The organism is Desertihabitans brevis (genome assembly GCF_003327535.1).
In the GTDB taxonomy this organism is placed as follows: domain Bacteria; phylum Actinomycetota; class Actinomycetes; order Propionibacteriales; family Propionibacteriaceae; genus Desertihabitans; species Desertihabitans brevis.
In genome coordinates this window covers 651,019-667,408 of record NZ_QOUI01000001.1, presented here as the reverse complement: position 1 = coordinate 667,408, position 16,390 = coordinate 651,019, and the positions used below count along the sequence as shown (strand labels likewise).

The following is a 16,390-nucleotide window of genomic DNA, read 5'->3' as shown; positions in this document are numbered from 1 at the left end:
CTCAGGCGGGCTCGAGGACGTCCGACTCCACCACGGTGGGCAGGTCGAGGGTGCGGTAGCCGTCCTGCTCGAAGAGCACGGTGACCCGCTCGCCCTCGACCTCGACCACCACGCCCGGGCCGAACTCGCGGTGGCGCACCTGCTGCTCGACCTCGAACCGTCCGGCCCACTCCGCGCCGCCCTCGGCGGCCCGCTCGGTGCGCTCGCCGACCGCGCGGTCGTGCTGCTCGGTGGCTCCGCTGCGGCAGTTGTCGCAGTGCCCGCACGGCTCCTCGAGCTCGTCGCCGAAGTAGTGCAGCAGGAACCGCTGGCGGCAGGTGGTCGACTCGACGTAGCGGCGCATCATCTCGATCCGGGTCTGCTGCATCCGGCGGTGGGCCCCGGCCCGCTCGACCACCCGGGCGACCATCGACCCGTCCTCCGCACCCTCGTCCTCCGGGTCGTCGCCGGAGTGGGCGCACTCCTCCTCGACGAGGTTGAGGATGCGGCCGAGCTTCTGCCGGCTGAGCCCGGTCTCCTCGGCCAGCGCGGCACGGTCGGGCTCGCCGTCGGTGCGGGCCAGCCCGGCCAGCACGGCGGTGACGTCACCCGGCTTGGGCACCGCCGGGGTGAAGAACCGGGCGAGGGAGAAGTCGCCGTCGCCGGAGCAGAGCAGGCAGGTCGCCGGCTCGCCGTCGCGGCCGGCGCGTCCGGCCTCCTGGTAGTAGACGTCGGGGGACTCCGGGGCCTGGGCGTGCACCACGAAGCGGATGTCGGGCTTGTCGATGCCCATCCCGAAGGCCGAGGTGGCCACCAGCACCTCGGTGCTGCCGGTCATGAACTCCTCCTGCACCTCGTCGCGCAGCCTCGTCCGCAGCCCCGCGTGGTAGTGGGTGGCGTTGCGGCCGGACGCGCGGAGCGCCTCGGCCAGCTCCTCGGCGAGCCGGCGGGTGCGGGTGTAGACGATGCCCTGGCCGGGCTGCGCGGCGACCGCCTCCAGGACGGTGCGGCGGCGCTCGTCCTCGTCCCGGCAGGTCACCGCGGCCAGGTCGAGGTTGGGACGGGCCAGGTCGGCCAGCACCAGCCGCGGCGCCCGGAGCCGCAGCCGCGCGGTGATGTCGGCCCGCACCGGCGGGGCGGCGGTGGCGGTCAGTGCGATCACCGGCGGACGGCCGACCGCCTCGAGCAGCTCGCCCAGCCGCAGGTAGTCGGGGCGGAAGTCGTGGCCCCAGGAGGACACGCAGTGCGCCTCGTCGACGGCCACCAGCGCGGGCCGCAGCGCGGCGACCTGCTCCCGGGTCTCGGCCCGGGCCAGCTGCTCCGGGGCCAGGAAGAGGAAGGTGGACGGGTCGGTGCGGGCGGTCTCGAAGGCCTCCTCCCGCGCCCGCTCGCCCTCCATCGAGCTGACCCGGAACGCCCGGACGCCCTCCGCACCCTCCAGCGACGTGACCTGGTCCTGCTGCAGCGCCAACAGCGGTGACACCACCAGCGTCGGGCCGCTGTCCAGCAGCGCCCCGGCCAGCTGGTAGGCCAGCGACTTGCCGGCCCCGGTGGGCTGCACCAGCAGCACGTCGCCCCCCTCGAGCAGGGTGGCGACGGCGTCGGACTGCCACCCGCGCACCTCCTCGATGCCGAAGCGGTCGCGGGCGGTCTGGGCGATGCGGGTCACGGTCTCCGCGGCGGGTCGGTCGTCGGGCACGACCGCCGTCTACCCCGGAGCGGACCTCCTAGCCACGGACGGGCGCCGGTGTGACGAGCGCGACGCCCCGGCGGCTCAGGAGGCGATCCGCTCCAGCACCACCGTCCGGGGCGCCGGCGCCTCCTCACCGACCTCGACGCCGGCGGCCAGCACCTCCAGCGCGCGCTCGACCCGGTGCTCGTCGTCGGTGTGCAGGGTCAGCAGGGGGTCGCCGGCACGCACCCGCTCACCCAGCTGGGCGTGCAGCTCGACCCCGGCCCCGGCCTGCACCGGGTCCTCCTTGCGGGCCCTTCCGGCCCCTAGCCGCCAGGCCGCCAGCCCGACGGCCATGGCGTCGACGCGGGTCACCACGCCGTCGGCCGGCGCGGGGACCGTGTGGGTGTGGCGTGCGGTCGGCAGCGGCGCGTCGGGGTCGCCGCCCTGGGCGCGGACCATCCGCCGCCAGACGTCCATCGCCCGCCCGTCGGCCAGCGCGTCGGCGGGGTCGACCTCGTCCCGGCCAGCGGCGGCGACCATCTCCCGGGCCAGGGCCAGGGTCAGCTCGACCACGTCGGAGGGCCCGCCGCCGGCCAGCACCTCGACCGACTCGCGCACCTCCAGCGCGTTGCCGGCGGTCCGGCCGAGCGGGGTCGACATGTCGGTCAGCAGCGCGACCGTGCGCACGCCGGCGTCGGTGCCGAGCCCGACCATGGTCCGGGCCAGCGTCCGGGCGTCCTCGACCGAGGTCATGAACGCCCCGGTGCCGACCTTGACGTCGAGCACCAGCGCGCCGGTGCCCTCGGCGATCTTCTTGCTCATGATCGAGGAGGCGATCAGCGGGATCGACTCCACCGTGGCGGTGACGTCACGCAGCGCGTAGAGCTTCTTGTCCGCCGGCGCGAGCCCCGACCCGGCGGCGCAGACCACCGCGCCGACGTCCTCCAGCTGGGTGATCATCTCCGCGGTGCTGAGGTCGGCCCGCCAGCCCGGCACCGACTCCAGCTTGTCCAGGGTGCCGCCGGTGTGGCCGAGCCCGCGGCCGCTGAGCTGGGGGACCGCCACCCCGCAGGCGGCGACCAGCGGGGCCAGCGGCAGGGTGATCTTGTCCCCGACGCCGCCGGTGGAGTGCTTGTCGGCGGTCGGGCGCGAGAGCGAGGAGAAGTCCAGCCGCTCCCCGGTCTCGATCATGGCCGTCGTCCAGGTGGCGAGCTCGGCGGCGTCCAGACCGTTGAAGAAGATCGCCATCGCCATCGCCGACATCTGCTCCTCGGCCACCTCGCCGGCGGTGTAGGCCCTGATCAGCCAGCGGATCTGGTCGTCGTCGAGGGCGCCGCCGTCGCGCTTGTGCTTGATCAGCTGCACCGCGTCATGAGCCATGGCGGCGAGTATGCCCCAGCGGGACCCCCTCGATAGGCTGCGGGAATGCGCATCGCACGCTTCGTCGCCGACGGTGACCCCCAGTACGGGGTGGTCGAGCTCGCCGAGGACGGCGGCCAGCACCCCGACACCGTCTCCGCCCTCAACGGCGACCCGCTCGCCACCCCGGTCCAGCTGACCGGGGTCCGCCACGAGCTGGGTGCGGTGCGGCTGCTGGCCCCGGTGATCCCCCGCAGCAAGGTGGTGGGGGTGGGCCGCAACTACGTCGCGCACGCCGAGGAGCTGGGCAACGAGGTGCCCGGCGACCCGCTGGTCTTCCTCAAGCCGAACACCTCGGTGATCGGGCCGGAGGAGCCGATCATCCACCCCGACACCACCGAGCTGCTCAGCTTCGAGGGCGAGCTGGCGGTGGTCATCGGCCGGTTCTGCCGCGACGTCCCCGCATCCCGGGCCGCCGAGGTGGTGTTCGGCTACACCATCGCCAACGACGTCACCTGCCGTGACCTGCAGAAGACCGACGGGCAGTGGGCGCGGGCCAAGGGCTACGACACCTTCTGCCCGCTCGGGCCGTGGATGGTCACCCACCTCAGCCTGGAGGAGGCCTCCGCGCTGCGGATCACCACCACCCTGGACGGGCAGGTGCAGCAGGACGGCACCACCGACCTGATGGTGCACCCCATCCCGCGGCTGATCGAGTGGATCACCTCCTTCACCACCCTGCTGCCCGGCGACGTCATCCTCACCGGCACGCCCGCCGGGGTGGGCCGGATGCTGCCCGGCCAGGAGGTCAGCGTCAGCATCTCCGGCATCGGCACCCTGACCAACACCGTCGCCAGCGCGCAGGCGCCCAGCACCCCGAGCACCGAGGACACCGAGTGAGCACCACCCCTTCCCCCGACGCCCCGGTCGACGTGCTGGGTGACGTCGCCCCCGCCGACGTCCGCGTCCGGTTCCCCCCGTCGCCGACGGGCAACCTGCACGTCGGCAACGTCCGCAGCGCGCTGTTCAACTACGCCTTCGCCCGCCACTTCGGCGGCACCTTCGTGCTGCGGATCGAGGACACCGACGCCGCCCGCTCCACCGAGGAGTCCTACCGGGGGGTGCTGGAGGCGCTGCGCTGGCTCGGGCTGGACTGGGACGAGGGCCCGGAGAAGGGCGGCCCGCACGGGCCCTACCTGCAGTCCGAGCGCACCGACATCTACCGCGACGTGGTCGCCCGGCTGCTCGAGGGCGGGCACGCCTACCGCTGCTTCTGCACCAGGGAGGAGCAGGAGGCCCGCGCCGCGCTGCTGCCCAAGGGCGCCCCGTCGGGCTACGACGGCCACTGCCGCGACCTCGACCCCGACGACGTCGCCACCCGGCTGGAGCGGGGCGAGGACTCGGTGGTGCGGATCCGCGTCCCCGAGCGCGAGATCGCCTTCGACGACCTGGTCCGCGGCCGGGTCTCCTTCGACGGAGCCCACGTCCCCGACTACGTGGTGGTGCGCGCCAACGGCAACCCGCTCTACACCCTGGTCAACCCCGTCGACGACGCCCTGATGGGGATCACCCACGTGCTCCGCGGGGAGGACCTGCTGTCCTCCACGCCGCGCCAGATCGTGCTGTACGAGGCGCTGGCCGAGCTCGGCATCGGCAGCGGCCGCACCCCGCGGTTCGGCCACCTGCCGACCGTCATGGGGGAGGGCAACAAGCGGCTCTCCAAGCGCGACGCCGGCTCCGGGCTGGCCGAGTACCGCCAGCGCGGGTTCCTCCCCGAGGGGCTGCTCAACTACCTGGCCCTGCTCGGCTGGGGGCTCTCGGAGGACCGCGACGTGTTCGGCCTGGACGAGATGGTCGCGGCCTTCGACATCCGCCGCGTCAACGCCAACCCGGCCCGCTTCGACCCCAGGAAGTGCGAGGCGATCAACGCCGACCACATCCGCCGGCTGAGCACCACCGAGCTCACCCCGCACCTGGTCCCGTTCCTGGTCGCTGCCGGGCTGGTCGAGGACCCGCCCACCGGCGCCCAGCAGCAGCTGCTGGACGGCGTGGTGCCGCTGGTGCACGAGCGGATGAGCACCCTGTCCGAGATCGTCGAGATGGCCGGCTTCCTCTTCACCGCCGACGACGCGCTGGAGCTGGACCCGGCCGCCGGGCTGGGGGCCAAGGAGAGCGACCTGGAGGCGCTGCGGGCGGCGATCTCGGTGCTGTCGGAGGTGCGCTCCTGGCAGGCCGAGGACATCCAGGCCGCGCTGCGGGCCAGCCTGGTCGACGGGCTCGGGATCAAGCCGAAGTTCGCCTTCGCCCCCGTGCGGATCGCCGTCACCGGGCGGAAGGTCTCCCCGCCGCTGTTCGAGTCGATGGAGCTGCTCGGGCGCACCTCGACGATGCACCGGCTGCGCACCGCGCTGCAGCACCTGGAGGGCGGGGCCGCTCCCGAGGCCGGATGAGGGACGGGGTCGGTGGGGCGGGGAGCTGCGCGTGAGCCTGCTGCAACCGGCGCCGTTCACCGTCCCCGCGCGCGGCACCGCCTACCCCCAGCTGCTGCGCACCGAGGGGCCGGTCTGGTCCCGGCTGGTGCAGGCGGTCGTCGGCGTGGTCCTCGGGATCGCCCTGTTCACCCTGCTGGCGGGGCTGGTGCCACAGCTGCTGCTGGGCGCCACCTGGGCCGTGTCGGGTTCCAGCCTGCCGTTCGCGGAGTACTACGCCACCGCGATGCGCTTCGAGACCCCGCTCGGGGTGGTGGCGGGCAACCTCGCCATCGCGGTGCTGCTGCCCGTCTCGGCGCTGCTGGTGGCCTGGTTGCACCGGCGTCACCCGAGCTGGCTGGTCTCGGTGGTCGGCCGGGTGCGCTGGCGCTACCTGGTGGCCTGCCTGCTGCTGGCACCTCCCGCCCTCGGCGGGGTCTACCTGGTCTCGGTGCTCGCCGGCGGCACCGGGATCGCCTGGCGACCGCAGCCGGACCTGCTGTGGTTCCTGCTGGTGATCGTGCTCACGTCGCCGCTGCAGGCGGTGGCCGAGGAGGTCTTCTTCCGCGGCTACCTCACCCAGGCCGCCGGAGCGGTGCTGGCCAGCCCGTGGTTCGGCATCGTCGTCTCCGCGACCGTCTTCGCCCTCTTCCACGGCACCCAGAACGTGTGGCTGTTCGCCGACCGCTGGGTGTTCGGCCTGGTGGCCGGGGTGCTGGTGTGGCGCACCGGCGGGCTCGAGGCGGCTGCGGCGGCCCACGTCGTCAACAACCTGCTCTCCTTCGGCATCGCCGCCACCACCACGTCGGTGGCTGAGGCACGGGCGCTGCAGGAGGTCGGCCCGGTAGACGCGGTCTTCGACATCGGCGGGTTCGTCCTGTTCGCCGCGGTGGCCTGGCTGGTGGGCCGCCGGATGCGGGTGCACAGCGCGGTGGGGGAGTGACCTGGGGCGGCCGCCTCGGCGTCGCGCCGGTTTGGTCCCGGCGGCCCCGATGGTCTAGAGTTCCACGTCGTTGCCCGGCTCGCCGGACAGCAGGAAATGCCTTGGGGTATGGGGTAATTGGCAGCCCGACTGATTCTGGCTCAGTTAGTCTAGGTTCGAGTCCTAGTACCCCAGCGGAAGTCTCCGGACTCGCTGGATCCCGGCAGGTCTGGTAGGTTTCTCCGGTCGCTCCGAGCGACCAGCTAGGGCCCCGTTGTGTAGCGGCCTAGCACGCCGCCCTCTCAAGGCGGTAGCGCGGGTTCGAATCCCGTCGGGGCTACCGAGGACGAGACCCCCTGGAGCACGCTCCAGGGGGTCTCGTGCTGTCCGGGCGTCCCGCGGGTCAGCTCTCCTGCCCGCTGCGGCGCAGCACCTCCGACAGCCGCTCCGCGGCCGCCATCACGGCCGGGGCGTGCATCCGCCCGGGCTGGCGGGAGAGCCGCTCGATCGGCCCGGAGACGCTGACCGCGGCGATGACCTTGCCGGAGGGGGAGCGGACGGGGGCCGAGACCGAGGCCACCCCGACCTCGCGCTCACCAACCGACTGGGCCCAGCCGCGGCGGCGGACCGAGGCCAGCGCGACGGCGGAGAACTGCGAGCCGCGCAGCCCCTTCTGCATCCGGTCCGGCTCCTCCCAGGCCAGCAGCACCTGGGCGGCCGAACCGGCTGACATGGTGAGCTGGGAGCCGACCGGCACCGAGTCGCGCAGGCCGGAGGTACGCTCGGCGGCGGCGACGCAGATCCGGGCGTCGCCCTGGCGGCGGAACAGCTGGGCGGACTCGCCGGTGATGTCGCGTAGCCGGGCCAGTACCGGGCCGGCGGTGGCGAGCAGCCGGTCCTCACCGGCTGCGGAGGCCAGCTCGGCCAGCCGCGGGCCGAGCACGAAGCGTCCCTGCAGGTCGCGGCTGACCAGCCGGTGGTGCTCCAGGGCCACCGCCAGCCGGTGCGCGGTGGGACGGGCCAGTCCGGTGGCCGTGACCAGGCCGGCCAGGGTGGTGGGGCCGGTCTCGAGGGCGCTGAGCACCGAGGCCGCCTTGTCGAGCACGCCGACTCCGCTAGAGTTGTCCATGTACTGATATTGCTGTCTCGGATGCTGATATGCAACTCGGCGCTCCCGGGGCGGCCAGGCACGGTGGCGCAGTTCCCCGACGGGGTGGCCGGCGACGGATGAGGAAGAGGATCTGATGGGCAGGACGCTCAGCGAGAAGGTGTGGGACGACCACGTGGTGCGCAGCGCCGATGGAGAGCCGGACCTGCTCTACATCGACCTCCACCTGGTGCACGAGGTGACCAGCCCGCAGGCCTTCGACGGCCTGCGCCAGAGCGGTCGGCGGGTGCGCCGGCCCGAGCTCACGCTGGCCACCGAGGACCACAACACCCCGACGCTGAACATCGACCAGCCGATCGCCGACCCGGTCTCGCGCACCCAGGTCGACACGCTGCGCCGCAACGCCGAGGAGTTCGGCGTACGGATCCACAGCCTCGGCGACAAGGACCAGGGGGTGGTGCACATCATCGGTCCGCAGCTGGGCGTCACCCAGCCGGGCATGACGGTGGTCTGCGGCGACTCCCACACCTCCACCCACGGGGCCTTCGGCGCCATCGCGTTCGGCATCGGCACCTCCGAGGTCGAGCACGTGCTGGCCACCCAGACGCTGCCCCAGGCGCGGCCGAAGACGATGGCGGTCAACGTCTCCGGCGAGCTGCCCGAGGGCGTCACCGCCAAGGACCTGGTGCTGGCGCTGATTGCCAAGGTGGGCACGGGCGGCGGCGCCGGCCACATCGTGGAGTACCGCGGCAGCGCGATCGAGAAGCTCTCCATGGAGGGCCGGATGACGATCTGCAACATGTCGATCGAGTGGGGCGCCAAGGCCGGCATGATCGCGCCGGACCAGAAGACCTTCGACTACCTGCAGGGACGCCCGCACGCCCCCCAGGGCGAGGAGTGGGACGCCGCGGTCGCCTACTGGAAGACCCTGCGCTCCGACGACGACGCCACCTTCGACGTCGAGGTCGACCTCGACGCCAGCACGCTGACGCCCTTCGTCACCTGGGGCACCAACCCCGGTCAGGGCGTCCCGCTGGGCGAGGCCGTCCCCGACCCGTCCGCCTTCACCGACGAGGTGGACCGCAGCGCCGCCGAGCGGGCGCTCACCTACATGGGCCTGGAGGCCGGCACGCCGATGCGCGACATCAAGGTCGACACGGTCTTCCTCGGCTCCTGCACCAACGGCCGGATCGAGGACCTGCGGCTGGCCGCCTCGGTGCTCGAGGGCCGCCAGGTCGCCGCGGGGGTGCGGATGCTCGTCGTCCCCGGCTCGGCGCGGGTCCGCCTGCAGGCCGAGGTGGAGGGTCTGGACAAGGTGTTCCTGGACGCCGGCGCGGAGTGGCGCGCCGCTGGCTGCTCGATGTGCCTGGGCATGAACCCCGACCAGCTGGCGCCGGGGGAGCGGGCCGCCTCGACCTCCAACCGCAACTTCGAGGGACGGCAGGGCAAGGGCGGACGCACCCACCTGGTCTCGCCGGCCGTCGCCGCCGCCACCGCGGTGCTCGGCACGCTGAGCGCCCCCGCCGACCTCTGACCCGCCGACCGCAGAGCTGGAGAACCCGATGGAACCCTTCACCACCCACACCGGCACCGCCGTCCCGCTGCGGCGCAGCAACGTCGACACCGACCAGATCATCCCGGCGGTCTACCTCAAGCGGGTCACCCGCACCGGTTTCGAGGACGGGCTGTTCGCCGCCTGGCGCAACCAGGCCGACTTCGTGCTCAACCAGCCCGAGTACAAGAGCGGGGACATCCTCATCGCCGGTCCGGACTTCGGTACCGGCTCCTCTCGTGAGCACGCCGTCTGGGCCCTGCAGAACTACGGTTTCAAGGTCGTCATCGGCTCCAGGTTCGGCGACATCTTCCGCTCCAACTCCGGCAAGGCCGGTCTGCTGGTGGCGCTGGTGCAGCAGAGCGACGTCGAGCGGTTGTGGGACGCGGTCGAGGCCGACCCGACGGTGCCGATGACGGTCGACCTCGGCGCCCGCCGGATCACCCACGGCGACCTGCAGGTCGACTTCCAGATCGACGACTACACCCGCTGGCGGCTGATGGAGGGTCTGGACGACATCGCCCTCACCCTGCGCCACGAGGAGGACATCACCGCCTTCGAGGCCGGGCGTCCCTCCTTCAAGCCCGCCACCCTGCCGGCCCGCACCGCCGGCTGAGCACCCGGTCGGCGCCGTCCCCTTCGGGTCAGCCGGCGCCGACCCGGGCCGCGGCCCATGCCGCGGTCCACCCGCCGACCCCGTGCCGGAGCGCACGGGCCAGGTCGGTCTCGTCGTCGACGTCCAGCCGGGCCCGCTCCGGGGCCTCCAGCGCGAGCGCACCGGAGGCGGCGTGCCGGGCCGCCGAGGCGCCCTCGAAGGCGGGCTCGAGGGCTGTGCCGCGGGCCAGCAGCATCGACGTCCCGACGCCGGACCGGTCGGGGACGAACCAGCGACCGACCGGGCCCAGCCGGTCCAGCACCGCGGTGACCGCGTCGGCGTCGAGTGCGGGCAGGTCCGACACCGCGGCGAGCACCGTCTGAGCACCGTCCCGGACGGCTGCGGCCGCGCCGGCCCGCAGCGCCGGGTTGAGGCCGCCTCCGGGGTCGGGCAGGACCGTCGCAGCGAGCCCGGCCTCCGCCAGCGCCGCGGGCAGCCCCGGCTCGTCGCTGACCAGCACCAGCCGGCACCCGGCGGCCGCGAGTGCGGCACAGGTGTCCAGCGCCATCGCCCGCACCAGTGCGGCACGCTCCGGCGGCGCCACCGCCTCCAGCCGGCTCTTGGCCCGGGCCCACGGCTTGATCGCCAGCACCGCGACCGGCACAGCGGCGGAGGACGGGTCGGGCAGTGGCACCCGTCGACCCTACCGACCACGGTCGCGGCCGGCGGCGGTCACTAGGGTGGCGCCACGATGAGCTCCCTCGACGCCACCCGGGCCCGCACCCGGCGACCGCTCCGCTCGGTGCTGCACGACCCGCCCGAGCCGCTGCTGCACCGCGTCATCGTGCTGCTCGGCTGGTTGATGCGCCGGCTGACCCGGCCGGACTGGCGCCACGCCGACCGCATCCCGGCCTCCGGCGGGGTGCTGGTGGTGGTCAACCACGTGTCCCACGTCGACTTCCTCGGCTACGGGCACTTCCTCACCTGGGGTGCCGGACGCTGGCCGCGGTTCATGGCCAAGGCCGAGCTCTTCGACGCCCCGCTGCTGGGTCGGCTGCTGCGCGCCACCGCCCAGATCCGGGTGGACCGCCGCTCCGACCGCGCGGCCGCCTCGGTGACCGCCGCCCGGGAGGCCATCGCCGCCGGGCAGGCGGTGACCATCTATCCCGAGGGCACCATCACCTCCGACCCCGACGGCTGGCCGATGCCGCCGCGCAGCGGTGCGGCCCGGATCGCCCTGGCCACCGGCTGCCCGGTGGTCCCGGTCGGGCAGTGGGGGATCCAGGAGCTGATGCCCGGCAAGCGGCCCGGGATGCTGCGGTTCTGGCGGCGTCCGGTGTGCCGGGTGGTGGCGGGCCCGCCGGTCGCGCTGGACGACCTGCGCGGTCACGACCCCGACGGCCTCCGGCTGCGCGAGGCCTCGGCCCGGATCCACGCCGCGCTGCTCGCGGCGGTGGGCGAGGTCCGCCAGCAGGTGCCGCCTCCCGCTGGGTCGGCGCAGCCGCGGGAGCGCCGGTGACCCGCGTCGCGGTGATGGGCGCCGGCTCGTGGGGGACGGCGTTCGCCCTGGTGCTGGCCGACGCCGGCCACGACGTCCGGCTCTGGGCCCGCCGCCCCGAGCTCGCCGAGGCGGTCCGGCGCACCCGGCGCAACCCCGACTACCTGCCCGACATCGCGCTGCCGCCGGGCATCCGGGCCACCGCCGACCCCGCCGACGCGCTGGACGGTGCGGAGGTGGTGGTGCTCGCGGTGCCCTCGCAACGGCTGCGGGAGACCCTGCGGGACTGGCGCCTGCCCGAGGGCTGCCTGGTGGTCAGCCTGGCCAAGGGGATCGAGGTGGGCACCGACCTGCGGATGAGCCAGGTGGTCGCGGAGGTGACCGGGATCGACCCCGACCGGATCGGGATCGTCACCGGTCCCAACCTGGCCCGTGAGATCGCCGAGCGCCAGCCCGCGGCCGCCGTGGTGGCCGCGAGCCGCGGGGACGTCGCCCGACGGCTCCAGGCGGTCTGCCACAGCCCCACCTTCCGGCCCTACACCAACACCGACGTGCTCGGCTGCGAGCTGGCAGGGGCCACCAAGAACGTCATCGCGCTCGCCGTCGGGATGGGCACCGGTCTGGGCTACGGCGCCAACGCGGTGGCCTCGGTGATCACCCGCGGGCTGGCCGAGACCGCCCGGCTGGGCGAGGCCCTCGGCGCGGACCCGCACACCTTCGCCGGGCTGGCCGGGCTGGGTGACCTGGTGGCCACCTGCTCCTCACCGCTCTCGCGCAACCGCACCTTCGGTGAGCACCTCGGCCGGGGGCTCGACGTCGCCGAGGCCACCGCCCGGAGCCTGGGGGTGGCCGAGGGGGTGCAGTCGGCGGAGTCGGTCGCCGACCTGGGCCGGCGCACCGGCGTCGACCTGCCGATCGTCGAGGGCGTCCGCCGGGTGGTGCGCGGTGAGACCACCCCGCCCGAGGCCATCCGGGACCTGCTCGCCCGGGACCCGAAGCCGGAGCGAGCCTGACCGGGACCGGGGCCACCAACCCCTAGGGTGGGCACCCGATCGGACGTCGGCACCCCGGAGAGGCCCCCATGAGCGACCACCCTGTCAGCACCGCCGCGCCGCGGGTCACCGTGGCGCTCGTCTTCGGCGGTGTCAGCACCGAGCACGGGGTCTCCTGCCTCACCGCGGGCAACGTCGTGCGGGCGCTGGACGCGGGACGCTACGAGGTGGTCGGCATCGGCATCACCCGGGACGGCCGCTGGCTGCGCCTCACCCCCGAGCAGGTCGCCGGGCTGCAGACCCGCGACGGCCGGCTGCCCAGCGTGCCGGAGGAGGGCACCGACGCGCTGCTCTACCGCGACGGCGACACGGTGCTGCTGGCCGGCCGTGACGGCACCACGCTGGTCGACCCGGTGCCGGTCGACGTCGCCTTCGCGCTGCTGCACGGTTCCTACGGCGAGGACGGCACCATCCAGGGCCAGTTCGAGATGCTCGGCCTGCCCTACGTCGGCTCGGGGGTGGCGGCCAGCGCGAACGCGATGGACAAGGAGCGGATGAAGCAGGTGCTCAGCGCCGGCGCGCTCCCCGTCGGGCCCTACACCGCCTTCACCCGCCAGCAGTGGGACGCCGACCCCGCCGCTTGCCTGGACGCCGTGGCCACTCTGCGGTTCCCGGTCTACGTCAAGCCCTGCAGCGGCGGATCGAGCATCGGCATCACCCGGGTGACCGATCCCGACGCGGTGACCGCCGCGGTCGAGGAGGCGTTCCGCCACGACACCAAGTGCATGGTCGAGCAGGGGGTGGCCGACGTCCGCGAGGTCGAGTGCGGGGTGCTGGAGGGCCCGGACGGGTTGCGCACCTCGGTGCCCGGCGAGATCGTCATGCACACCGAGGGCAAGTTCTACGACTTCGACGCCAAGTACCTGCCCGAGGAGCAGGTCACGCTGGCCGTGCCGGCCGACCTGGACGAGGAGGTCGTGGCCCGGGTGCAGGAGGTCGCCGTGCGCACCTTCGAGGCCGTCGGCGCGGCCGGGCTGGCCCGGGTCGACACCTTCGTCACCACCGACGGGCGGGTGCTGGTGAACGAGATCAACACCATGCCGGGCTTCACCGAGCACTCGATGTACCCGCAGGTGTGGGCGGCCTCCGGGGTGGACTACCCGATGCTGGTGGACCAGCTGCTGCAGCAGGCGCTGCGGCGGCGTCCCACCTGGCGCTGACGCGTCCGCGCTGGACGACGAGCCTCAGACGCAGGGGGTCTGCAGCGGGTCGTGGGTGCGCACCGCCGGGGCCAGGTCGACCAGCGCGTCGGCCTCGGGGGCGTAGCGGCTGGGCACGCCGACCTCGACGAAGGCGGTCCGGCCGATGGTGGTGAACAGCCAGCCGTCGGTGCCCTGCTCGGCGAACCACCCGACCCCGTCCACCTCGTAGCACTGGCTGGTGGGTTCCAGCGCCGCCGGGGCCGGGACGCCGCAGCGCAGCGTGATCGGCGGCGTCCCCCACGCGGCCACGGGGGCGCCCGGGTCGGCGGCGACGTCGCGGGTCGGCTGGCCGACCACCCGCTCGGGCAGGTCGGCGACCAGGGCGGAGCAGACCGCGGCGGCCTCCGGGCCGGGGCTGGGGACGTCCACCGCCACCTCGGCGGTGCAGCCGGCCAGGGCGAGCACCGCACCGGTCAGCACCGCCAGCCCGCGCACCGCCGGTGCCACCCGGGTCACCGGGGCGTCCGCGGCGCTCAGAGGTGCACCACCGGGCAGGTCACGGTGCGGGTGATCCCCTCGATGCCTTGCACGCCGGTCACCACCAGGCGGCCGAGGTCGTCCATCGAGGCCACCTCGACCTCCACCACGACGTCGTATGGCCCGGTCACGTCGCGGGCCACCCGGACGCCGTCGAGGCCGCGGATCCGCTCGGCGACGGTGGCCGCCTGCCCGACCCCGGTCTGCACCAGCACGTAGGCCTGGACGCTCATGCCGCCCGCCCGTGGTCGAGCTCGGGGCCGTTCCCCGTCGGTGCGCCTGGGTCAGTGGTGGCCATGGTGCCTGCTCCCGCCGTCTCGGTGCCGTGCTGGCGGTCACGCTACCGTGTGCCCCTGCCGAGGACCCGTCGACGACCAGGAGCCCGATGACCGACCAGCCGCCCGCCACCCTCGCCGGCCTGGGGGAGTTCGGCGTCGTCGGGCTGATCACCCGCGGGCTCCCGCTCGGCGCGGACGTCCGGGTCGGGCCGGGTGACGACGCGGCCGTGCTGGCCCCCGGCGCGTCCGACCTGGTGGTGACCACCGACACGATGGTCGAGGGCGTGCACTTCAAGCGCGACTGGAGCAGCGGCCTGGAGACCGGCCGCAAGGCGGTCGCCGCGGCCGCCGCCGACGTCGAGGCGATGGGCGGCCGGCCGTGGGCGCTGGTGGTCTCGCTGTCCGCGCCGGCCGACCTGCCGGTCACCTGGCTCCGGTTCTTCCGCCAGGGCGTGCTGCAGGAGTGCGAGCTCGCCGGTGCCCAGCTGGTCGGCGGCGACACCACCCGCAGCCGCGACGTCGTCGTCGGCGTGACCGTGCTGGGACGGCTGGACGGCCCGGCCGTCACCCGGGCCGGCGCCCGCCCCGGCGACGTGGTCGCGGTCCGCGGACGGCTCGGCTGGGCCGCCGCCGGACTCGCCGTCCTCGGCCGCGGGTTCCGCTCGCCGCGGGCCGCGGTGGCCGCCCAGCTCGCACCCGAGGTGCCGTGGGGCGCCGGGGAAGAGGCCCGCGCGGCCGGCGCCACCGCCATGATCGACGTCTCCGACGGGCTGCTGGCCGACCTCGGGCACGTGTGCGCCGCCTCCGGGGTCGCCATCGACCTCGACAGCGCCGCCTTCGAGGTGCCCGACGTGCTGCAGACGGTGGCGGCGGCCACCGGCGGCGACCCGCTGCGGCTCGTCCTCACCGGCGGGGAGGACCACGCGCTGGCCGCCACCTTCGCCGAGGCGGACGTCCCGGCGGGCTGGCGGGTCGTCGGTCGGGTGGTCACGCCGCCGGAGGCCGACACGCGCGTCACCGTGGACGGCCGGGAGTGGGAGGGGGTCGGTGGTCATGACCACTTCGGCGCCTGAGCCCGTGCTGCCGACCGCCCGGGTGCTCACCGTCGCCGGGTCCGACTCCGGCGGGGGAGCGGGGATCCAGGCCGACCTCAAGACCATGCTGGCCCTCGGCGTGCACGGGATGAGCGTGCTCACCGCGGTCACCGCCCAGAACTCCCTCGGCGTCCAGGACTACTGGCCGCTGCCGGTGGAGGCCGTGAGCGGGCAGTTCCGCAGCGTCGTCGACGACATCGGCGTGGACGCGGTGAAGACCGGCATGCTGCCCACTGCCGAGGTGATCGAGACGGTGGCCGGACTGCTGCAGACCCTGCCGCCGGGTGTCCCGGTGGTGGTCGACCCGGTGTGCGCCTCCAAGCACGGCGACCCCCTGCTGGCCGCCGACGCGGTCGCCGCGCTCCGCGAGCTGCTGCTGCCGCACGCCACGGTGGTCACGCCCAACCTGCCCGAGGCGGTGCTGCTTAGCGGGCTGCCCGAGTACACCCCGCCCGCCGAGCTGGCCCGCGCGCTGGCCGGTGCGGGGCCGGGCTGGGTGCTGGTCAAGGGCGGCCACCGCTCCGGGCCGCCCACCGACCTGCTGCTGGGCGCCGACGCCGACGAGCCGCTGCCCTTCACCGCCGAGCGCGCGGACAACCGTCACACCCACGGCACCGGGTGCACGCTGGCCTCGGCGCTGGCCAGCCGGCTCGCCCTGGGCGACGACGTGCCGACCGCGGTCGCCCGCGCCAAGGACTACACCACCGGCGGGATCGTCGCCGGGTTCGCGCTGGGGGCGGGGATCGGGCCGGTCGACCACCTGTGGCGGCTCCGCCCGCACCTGTGAGCCCCACCCTCCGGGATGTGCCGCGAGGGTGCGCGGCGACGGCGGCAGGGCACCCGGCGCTCCGGCGTGTGCGGGCCCCCGGCGGACGGTGATGGCGTAGCCTCCGTGCCATGGCGACCCGCGCGTCTTCCCCACCGCGGTCGAGCACCGGATCGACGTCTCGGTCCGGTTCCAGCCGTCCGCGGTCGTCCGGAAGCAAGTCCTCCACCCGCACCAGCCGACCGGCGTCCTCGAGCCGCAAGCCGGCGACCCGCTCGAGGTCGACCCGGCGTCCGCAGTCGCGCGCGGCCGCACCCCGCCGCTCGGTCTGGGCGGTGATCGGCAACGGGGTGATGGCAGTGTTC

At 74.5% G+C, this 16,390-nt stretch carries 16 protein-coding genes and 2 tRNA genes; 12 read left to right on the top strand and 6 right to left on the bottom strand.

The window, feature by feature from the left end; genetic code table 11:
- Window position 1: 1 nt before the first annotated feature.
- Window positions 2-1,678, bottom strand: a complete 1,677-nt coding sequence (locus DT076_RS03120; RefSeq protein WP_114125119.1) for a RecQ family ATP-dependent DNA helicase — start codon at window positions 1,676-1,678, stop codon at window positions 2-4.
- Between the two features lie 75 nt (window positions 1,679-1,753).
- A complete protein-coding gene (locus DT076_RS03115; RefSeq protein WP_114125118.1) occupies window positions 1,754-3,034 on the bottom strand; it encodes a thymidine phosphorylase in 1,281 nt (426 codons plus the stop codon).
- 45 nt (window positions 3,035-3,079) lie between these two features.
- Between DT076_RS03115 and DT076_RS03110 the strand changes: the two genes are divergently transcribed.
- The 5 genes from DT076_RS03110 (at window position 3,080) to DT076_RS03090 (ending at window position 6,743) form a co-directional block, all read left to right on the top strand.
- Window positions 3,080-3,913, top strand: a complete 834-nt coding sequence (locus DT076_RS03110; RefSeq protein ID WP_114125117.1) for a fumarylacetoacetate hydrolase family protein — start codon at window positions 3,080-3,082, stop codon at window positions 3,911-3,913.
- Window positions 3,910-5,463, top strand: a complete 1,554-nt coding sequence (gltX, locus tag DT076_RS03105) for a glutamate--tRNA ligase (protein WP_114125116.1) — start codon at window positions 3,910-3,912, stop codon at window positions 5,461-5,463. Before DT076_RS03110 ends, gltX begins: the two co-directional genes overlap by 4 nt.
- 31 nt (window positions 5,464-5,494) lie before the next feature.
- A complete protein-coding gene (locus DT076_RS03100; protein ID WP_114125115.1) occupies window positions 5,495-6,424 on the top strand; it encodes a CPBP family intramembrane glutamic endopeptidase in 930 nt (309 codons plus the stop codon).
- A 102-nt stretch (window positions 6,425-6,526) separates the two neighbouring features.
- Window positions 6,527-6,598 (top strand) — tRNA-Gln (locus tag DT076_RS03095).
- Between the two features lie 72 nt (window positions 6,599-6,670).
- Window positions 6,671-6,743 (top strand) — tRNA-Glu (locus DT076_RS03090).
- A gap of 63 nt (window positions 6,744-6,806) precedes the next feature.
- On the opposite strand, the gene DT076_RS03085 is transcribed toward DT076_RS03090, so the two are convergent.
- Entirely contained in the window at window positions 6,807-7,532 is a 726-nt protein-coding gene (locus DT076_RS03085) for an IclR family transcriptional regulator (RefSeq protein ID WP_114125114.1), read from the bottom strand.
- A 115-nt stretch (window positions 7,533-7,647) separates the two neighbouring features.
- On the opposite strand from DT076_RS03085, the gene leuC reads away from it, so the two are divergent.
- A complete protein-coding gene (gene leuC, locus DT076_RS03080; protein WP_114125113.1) occupies window positions 7,648-9,045 on the top strand; it encodes a 3-isopropylmalate dehydratase large subunit in 1,398 nt (465 codons plus the stop codon).
- A gap of 28 nt (window positions 9,046-9,073) precedes the next feature.
- Window positions 9,074-9,679, top strand: coding sequence for a 3-isopropylmalate dehydratase small subunit (gene leuD / locus DT076_RS03075; protein ID WP_114125112.1), 606 nt, complete (start codon window positions 9,074-9,076; stop codon window positions 9,677-9,679).
- 28 nt (window positions 9,680-9,707) lie between these two features.
- Here the strand turns inward: leuD and cofC are convergent, their stop codons facing one another.
- Entirely contained in the window at window positions 9,708-10,352 is a 645-nt protein-coding gene (gene cofC, locus DT076_RS03070; protein ID WP_233493590.1) for a 2-phospho-L-lactate guanylyltransferase, read from the bottom strand.
- Between the two features lie 57 nt (window positions 10,353-10,409).
- On the opposite strand from cofC, the gene DT076_RS03065 reads away from it, so the two are divergent.
- The 3 genes from DT076_RS03065 (at window position 10,410) to DT076_RS03055 (ending at window position 13,368) form a co-directional block, all read left to right on the top strand.
- Window positions 10,410-11,177: a lysophospholipid acyltransferase family protein gene (locus DT076_RS03065; RefSeq protein WP_114125110.1), complete on the top strand. Its 768-nt coding sequence runs from the start codon at window positions 10,410-10,412 to the stop codon at window positions 11,175-11,177.
- Window positions 11,174-12,169, top strand: a complete 996-nt coding sequence (locus DT076_RS03060) for an NAD(P)H-dependent glycerol-3-phosphate dehydrogenase (protein WP_233493589.1) — start codon at window positions 11,174-11,176, stop codon at window positions 12,167-12,169. Before DT076_RS03065 ends, DT076_RS03060 begins: the two co-directional genes overlap by 4 nt.
- 68 nt (window positions 12,170-12,237) lie before the next feature.
- Window positions 12,238-13,368, top strand: a complete 1,131-nt coding sequence (locus DT076_RS03055) for a D-alanine--D-alanine ligase family protein (RefSeq protein ID WP_114125109.1) — start codon at window positions 12,238-12,240, stop codon at window positions 13,366-13,368.
- 24 nt (window positions 13,369-13,392) lie between these two features.
- Here the strand turns inward: DT076_RS03055 and DT076_RS03050 are convergent, their stop codons facing one another.
- Window positions 13,393-13,866, bottom strand: a complete 474-nt coding sequence (locus DT076_RS03050) for a DUF3515 domain-containing protein (protein WP_233493588.1) — start codon at window positions 13,864-13,866, stop codon at window positions 13,393-13,395.
- 17 nt (window positions 13,867-13,883) lie between these two features.
- Complete coding sequence (locus DT076_RS03045; RefSeq protein WP_114125108.1) at window positions 13,884-14,120, bottom strand: Lrp/AsnC family transcriptional regulator; 237 nt, start codon at window positions 14,118-14,120, stop codon at window positions 13,884-13,886.
- A gap of 152 nt (window positions 14,121-14,272) precedes the next feature.
- Here DT076_RS03045 and DT076_RS03040 point away from each other — a divergent pair, with 152 nt between their 5' ends.
- Window positions 14,273-15,238, top strand: coding sequence for a thiamine-phosphate kinase (locus DT076_RS03040; RefSeq protein ID WP_114125107.1), 966 nt, complete (start codon window positions 14,273-14,275; stop codon window positions 15,236-15,238).
- Window positions 15,219-16,046: a bifunctional hydroxymethylpyrimidine kinase/phosphomethylpyrimidine kinase gene (thiD, locus tag DT076_RS03035; RefSeq protein ID WP_114125106.1), complete on the top strand. Its 828-nt coding sequence runs from the start codon at window positions 15,219-15,221 to the stop codon at window positions 16,044-16,046. Before DT076_RS03040 ends, thiD begins: the two co-directional genes overlap by 20 nt.
- The last annotated feature ends 344 nt before the right edge of the window (window positions 16,047-16,390 follow it).

Bases quoted from the DNA above. Each gene is read 5' to 3' on its own strand.
- DT076_RS03115 (WP_114125118.1), bottom strand. From the start codon at position 3,034: ATGGCTCATGACGCGGTGCAGCTGATCAAGCACAAGCGCGACGGCGGC.
- DT076_RS03110 (WP_114125117.1), top strand. From the start codon at position 3,080: ATGCGCATCGCACGCTTCGTCGCCGACGGTGACCCCCAGTACGGGGTG.
- DT076_RS03085 (WP_114125114.1), bottom strand. From the start codon at position 7,532: ATGGACAACTCTAGCGGAGTCGGCGTGCTCGACAAGGCGGCCTCGGTG.
- leuC (WP_114125113.1), top strand. From the start codon at position 7,648: ATGGGCAGGACGCTCAGCGAGAAGGTGTGGGACGACCACGTGGTGCGC.
- leuD (WP_114125112.1), top strand. From the start codon at position 9,074: ATGGAACCCTTCACCACCCACACCGGCACCGCCGTCCCGCTGCGGCGC.
- DT076_RS03065 (WP_114125110.1), top strand. From the start codon at position 10,410: ATGAGCTCCCTCGACGCCACCCGGGCCCGCACCCGGCGACCGCTCCGC.
- DT076_RS03055 (WP_114125109.1), top strand. From the start codon at position 12,238: ATGAGCGACCACCCTGTCAGCACCGCCGCGCCGCGGGTCACCGTGGCG.
- DT076_RS03045 (WP_114125108.1), bottom strand. From the start codon at position 14,120: ATGAGCGTCCAGGCCTACGTGCTGGTGCAGACCGGGGTCGGGCAGGCG.
- DT076_RS03040 (WP_114125107.1), top strand. From the start codon at position 14,273: ATGACCGACCAGCCGCCCGCCACCCTCGCCGGCCTGGGGGAGTTCGGC.
- thiD (WP_114125106.1), top strand. From the start codon at position 15,219: ATGACCACTTCGGCGCCTGAGCCCGTGCTGCCGACCGCCCGGGTGCTC.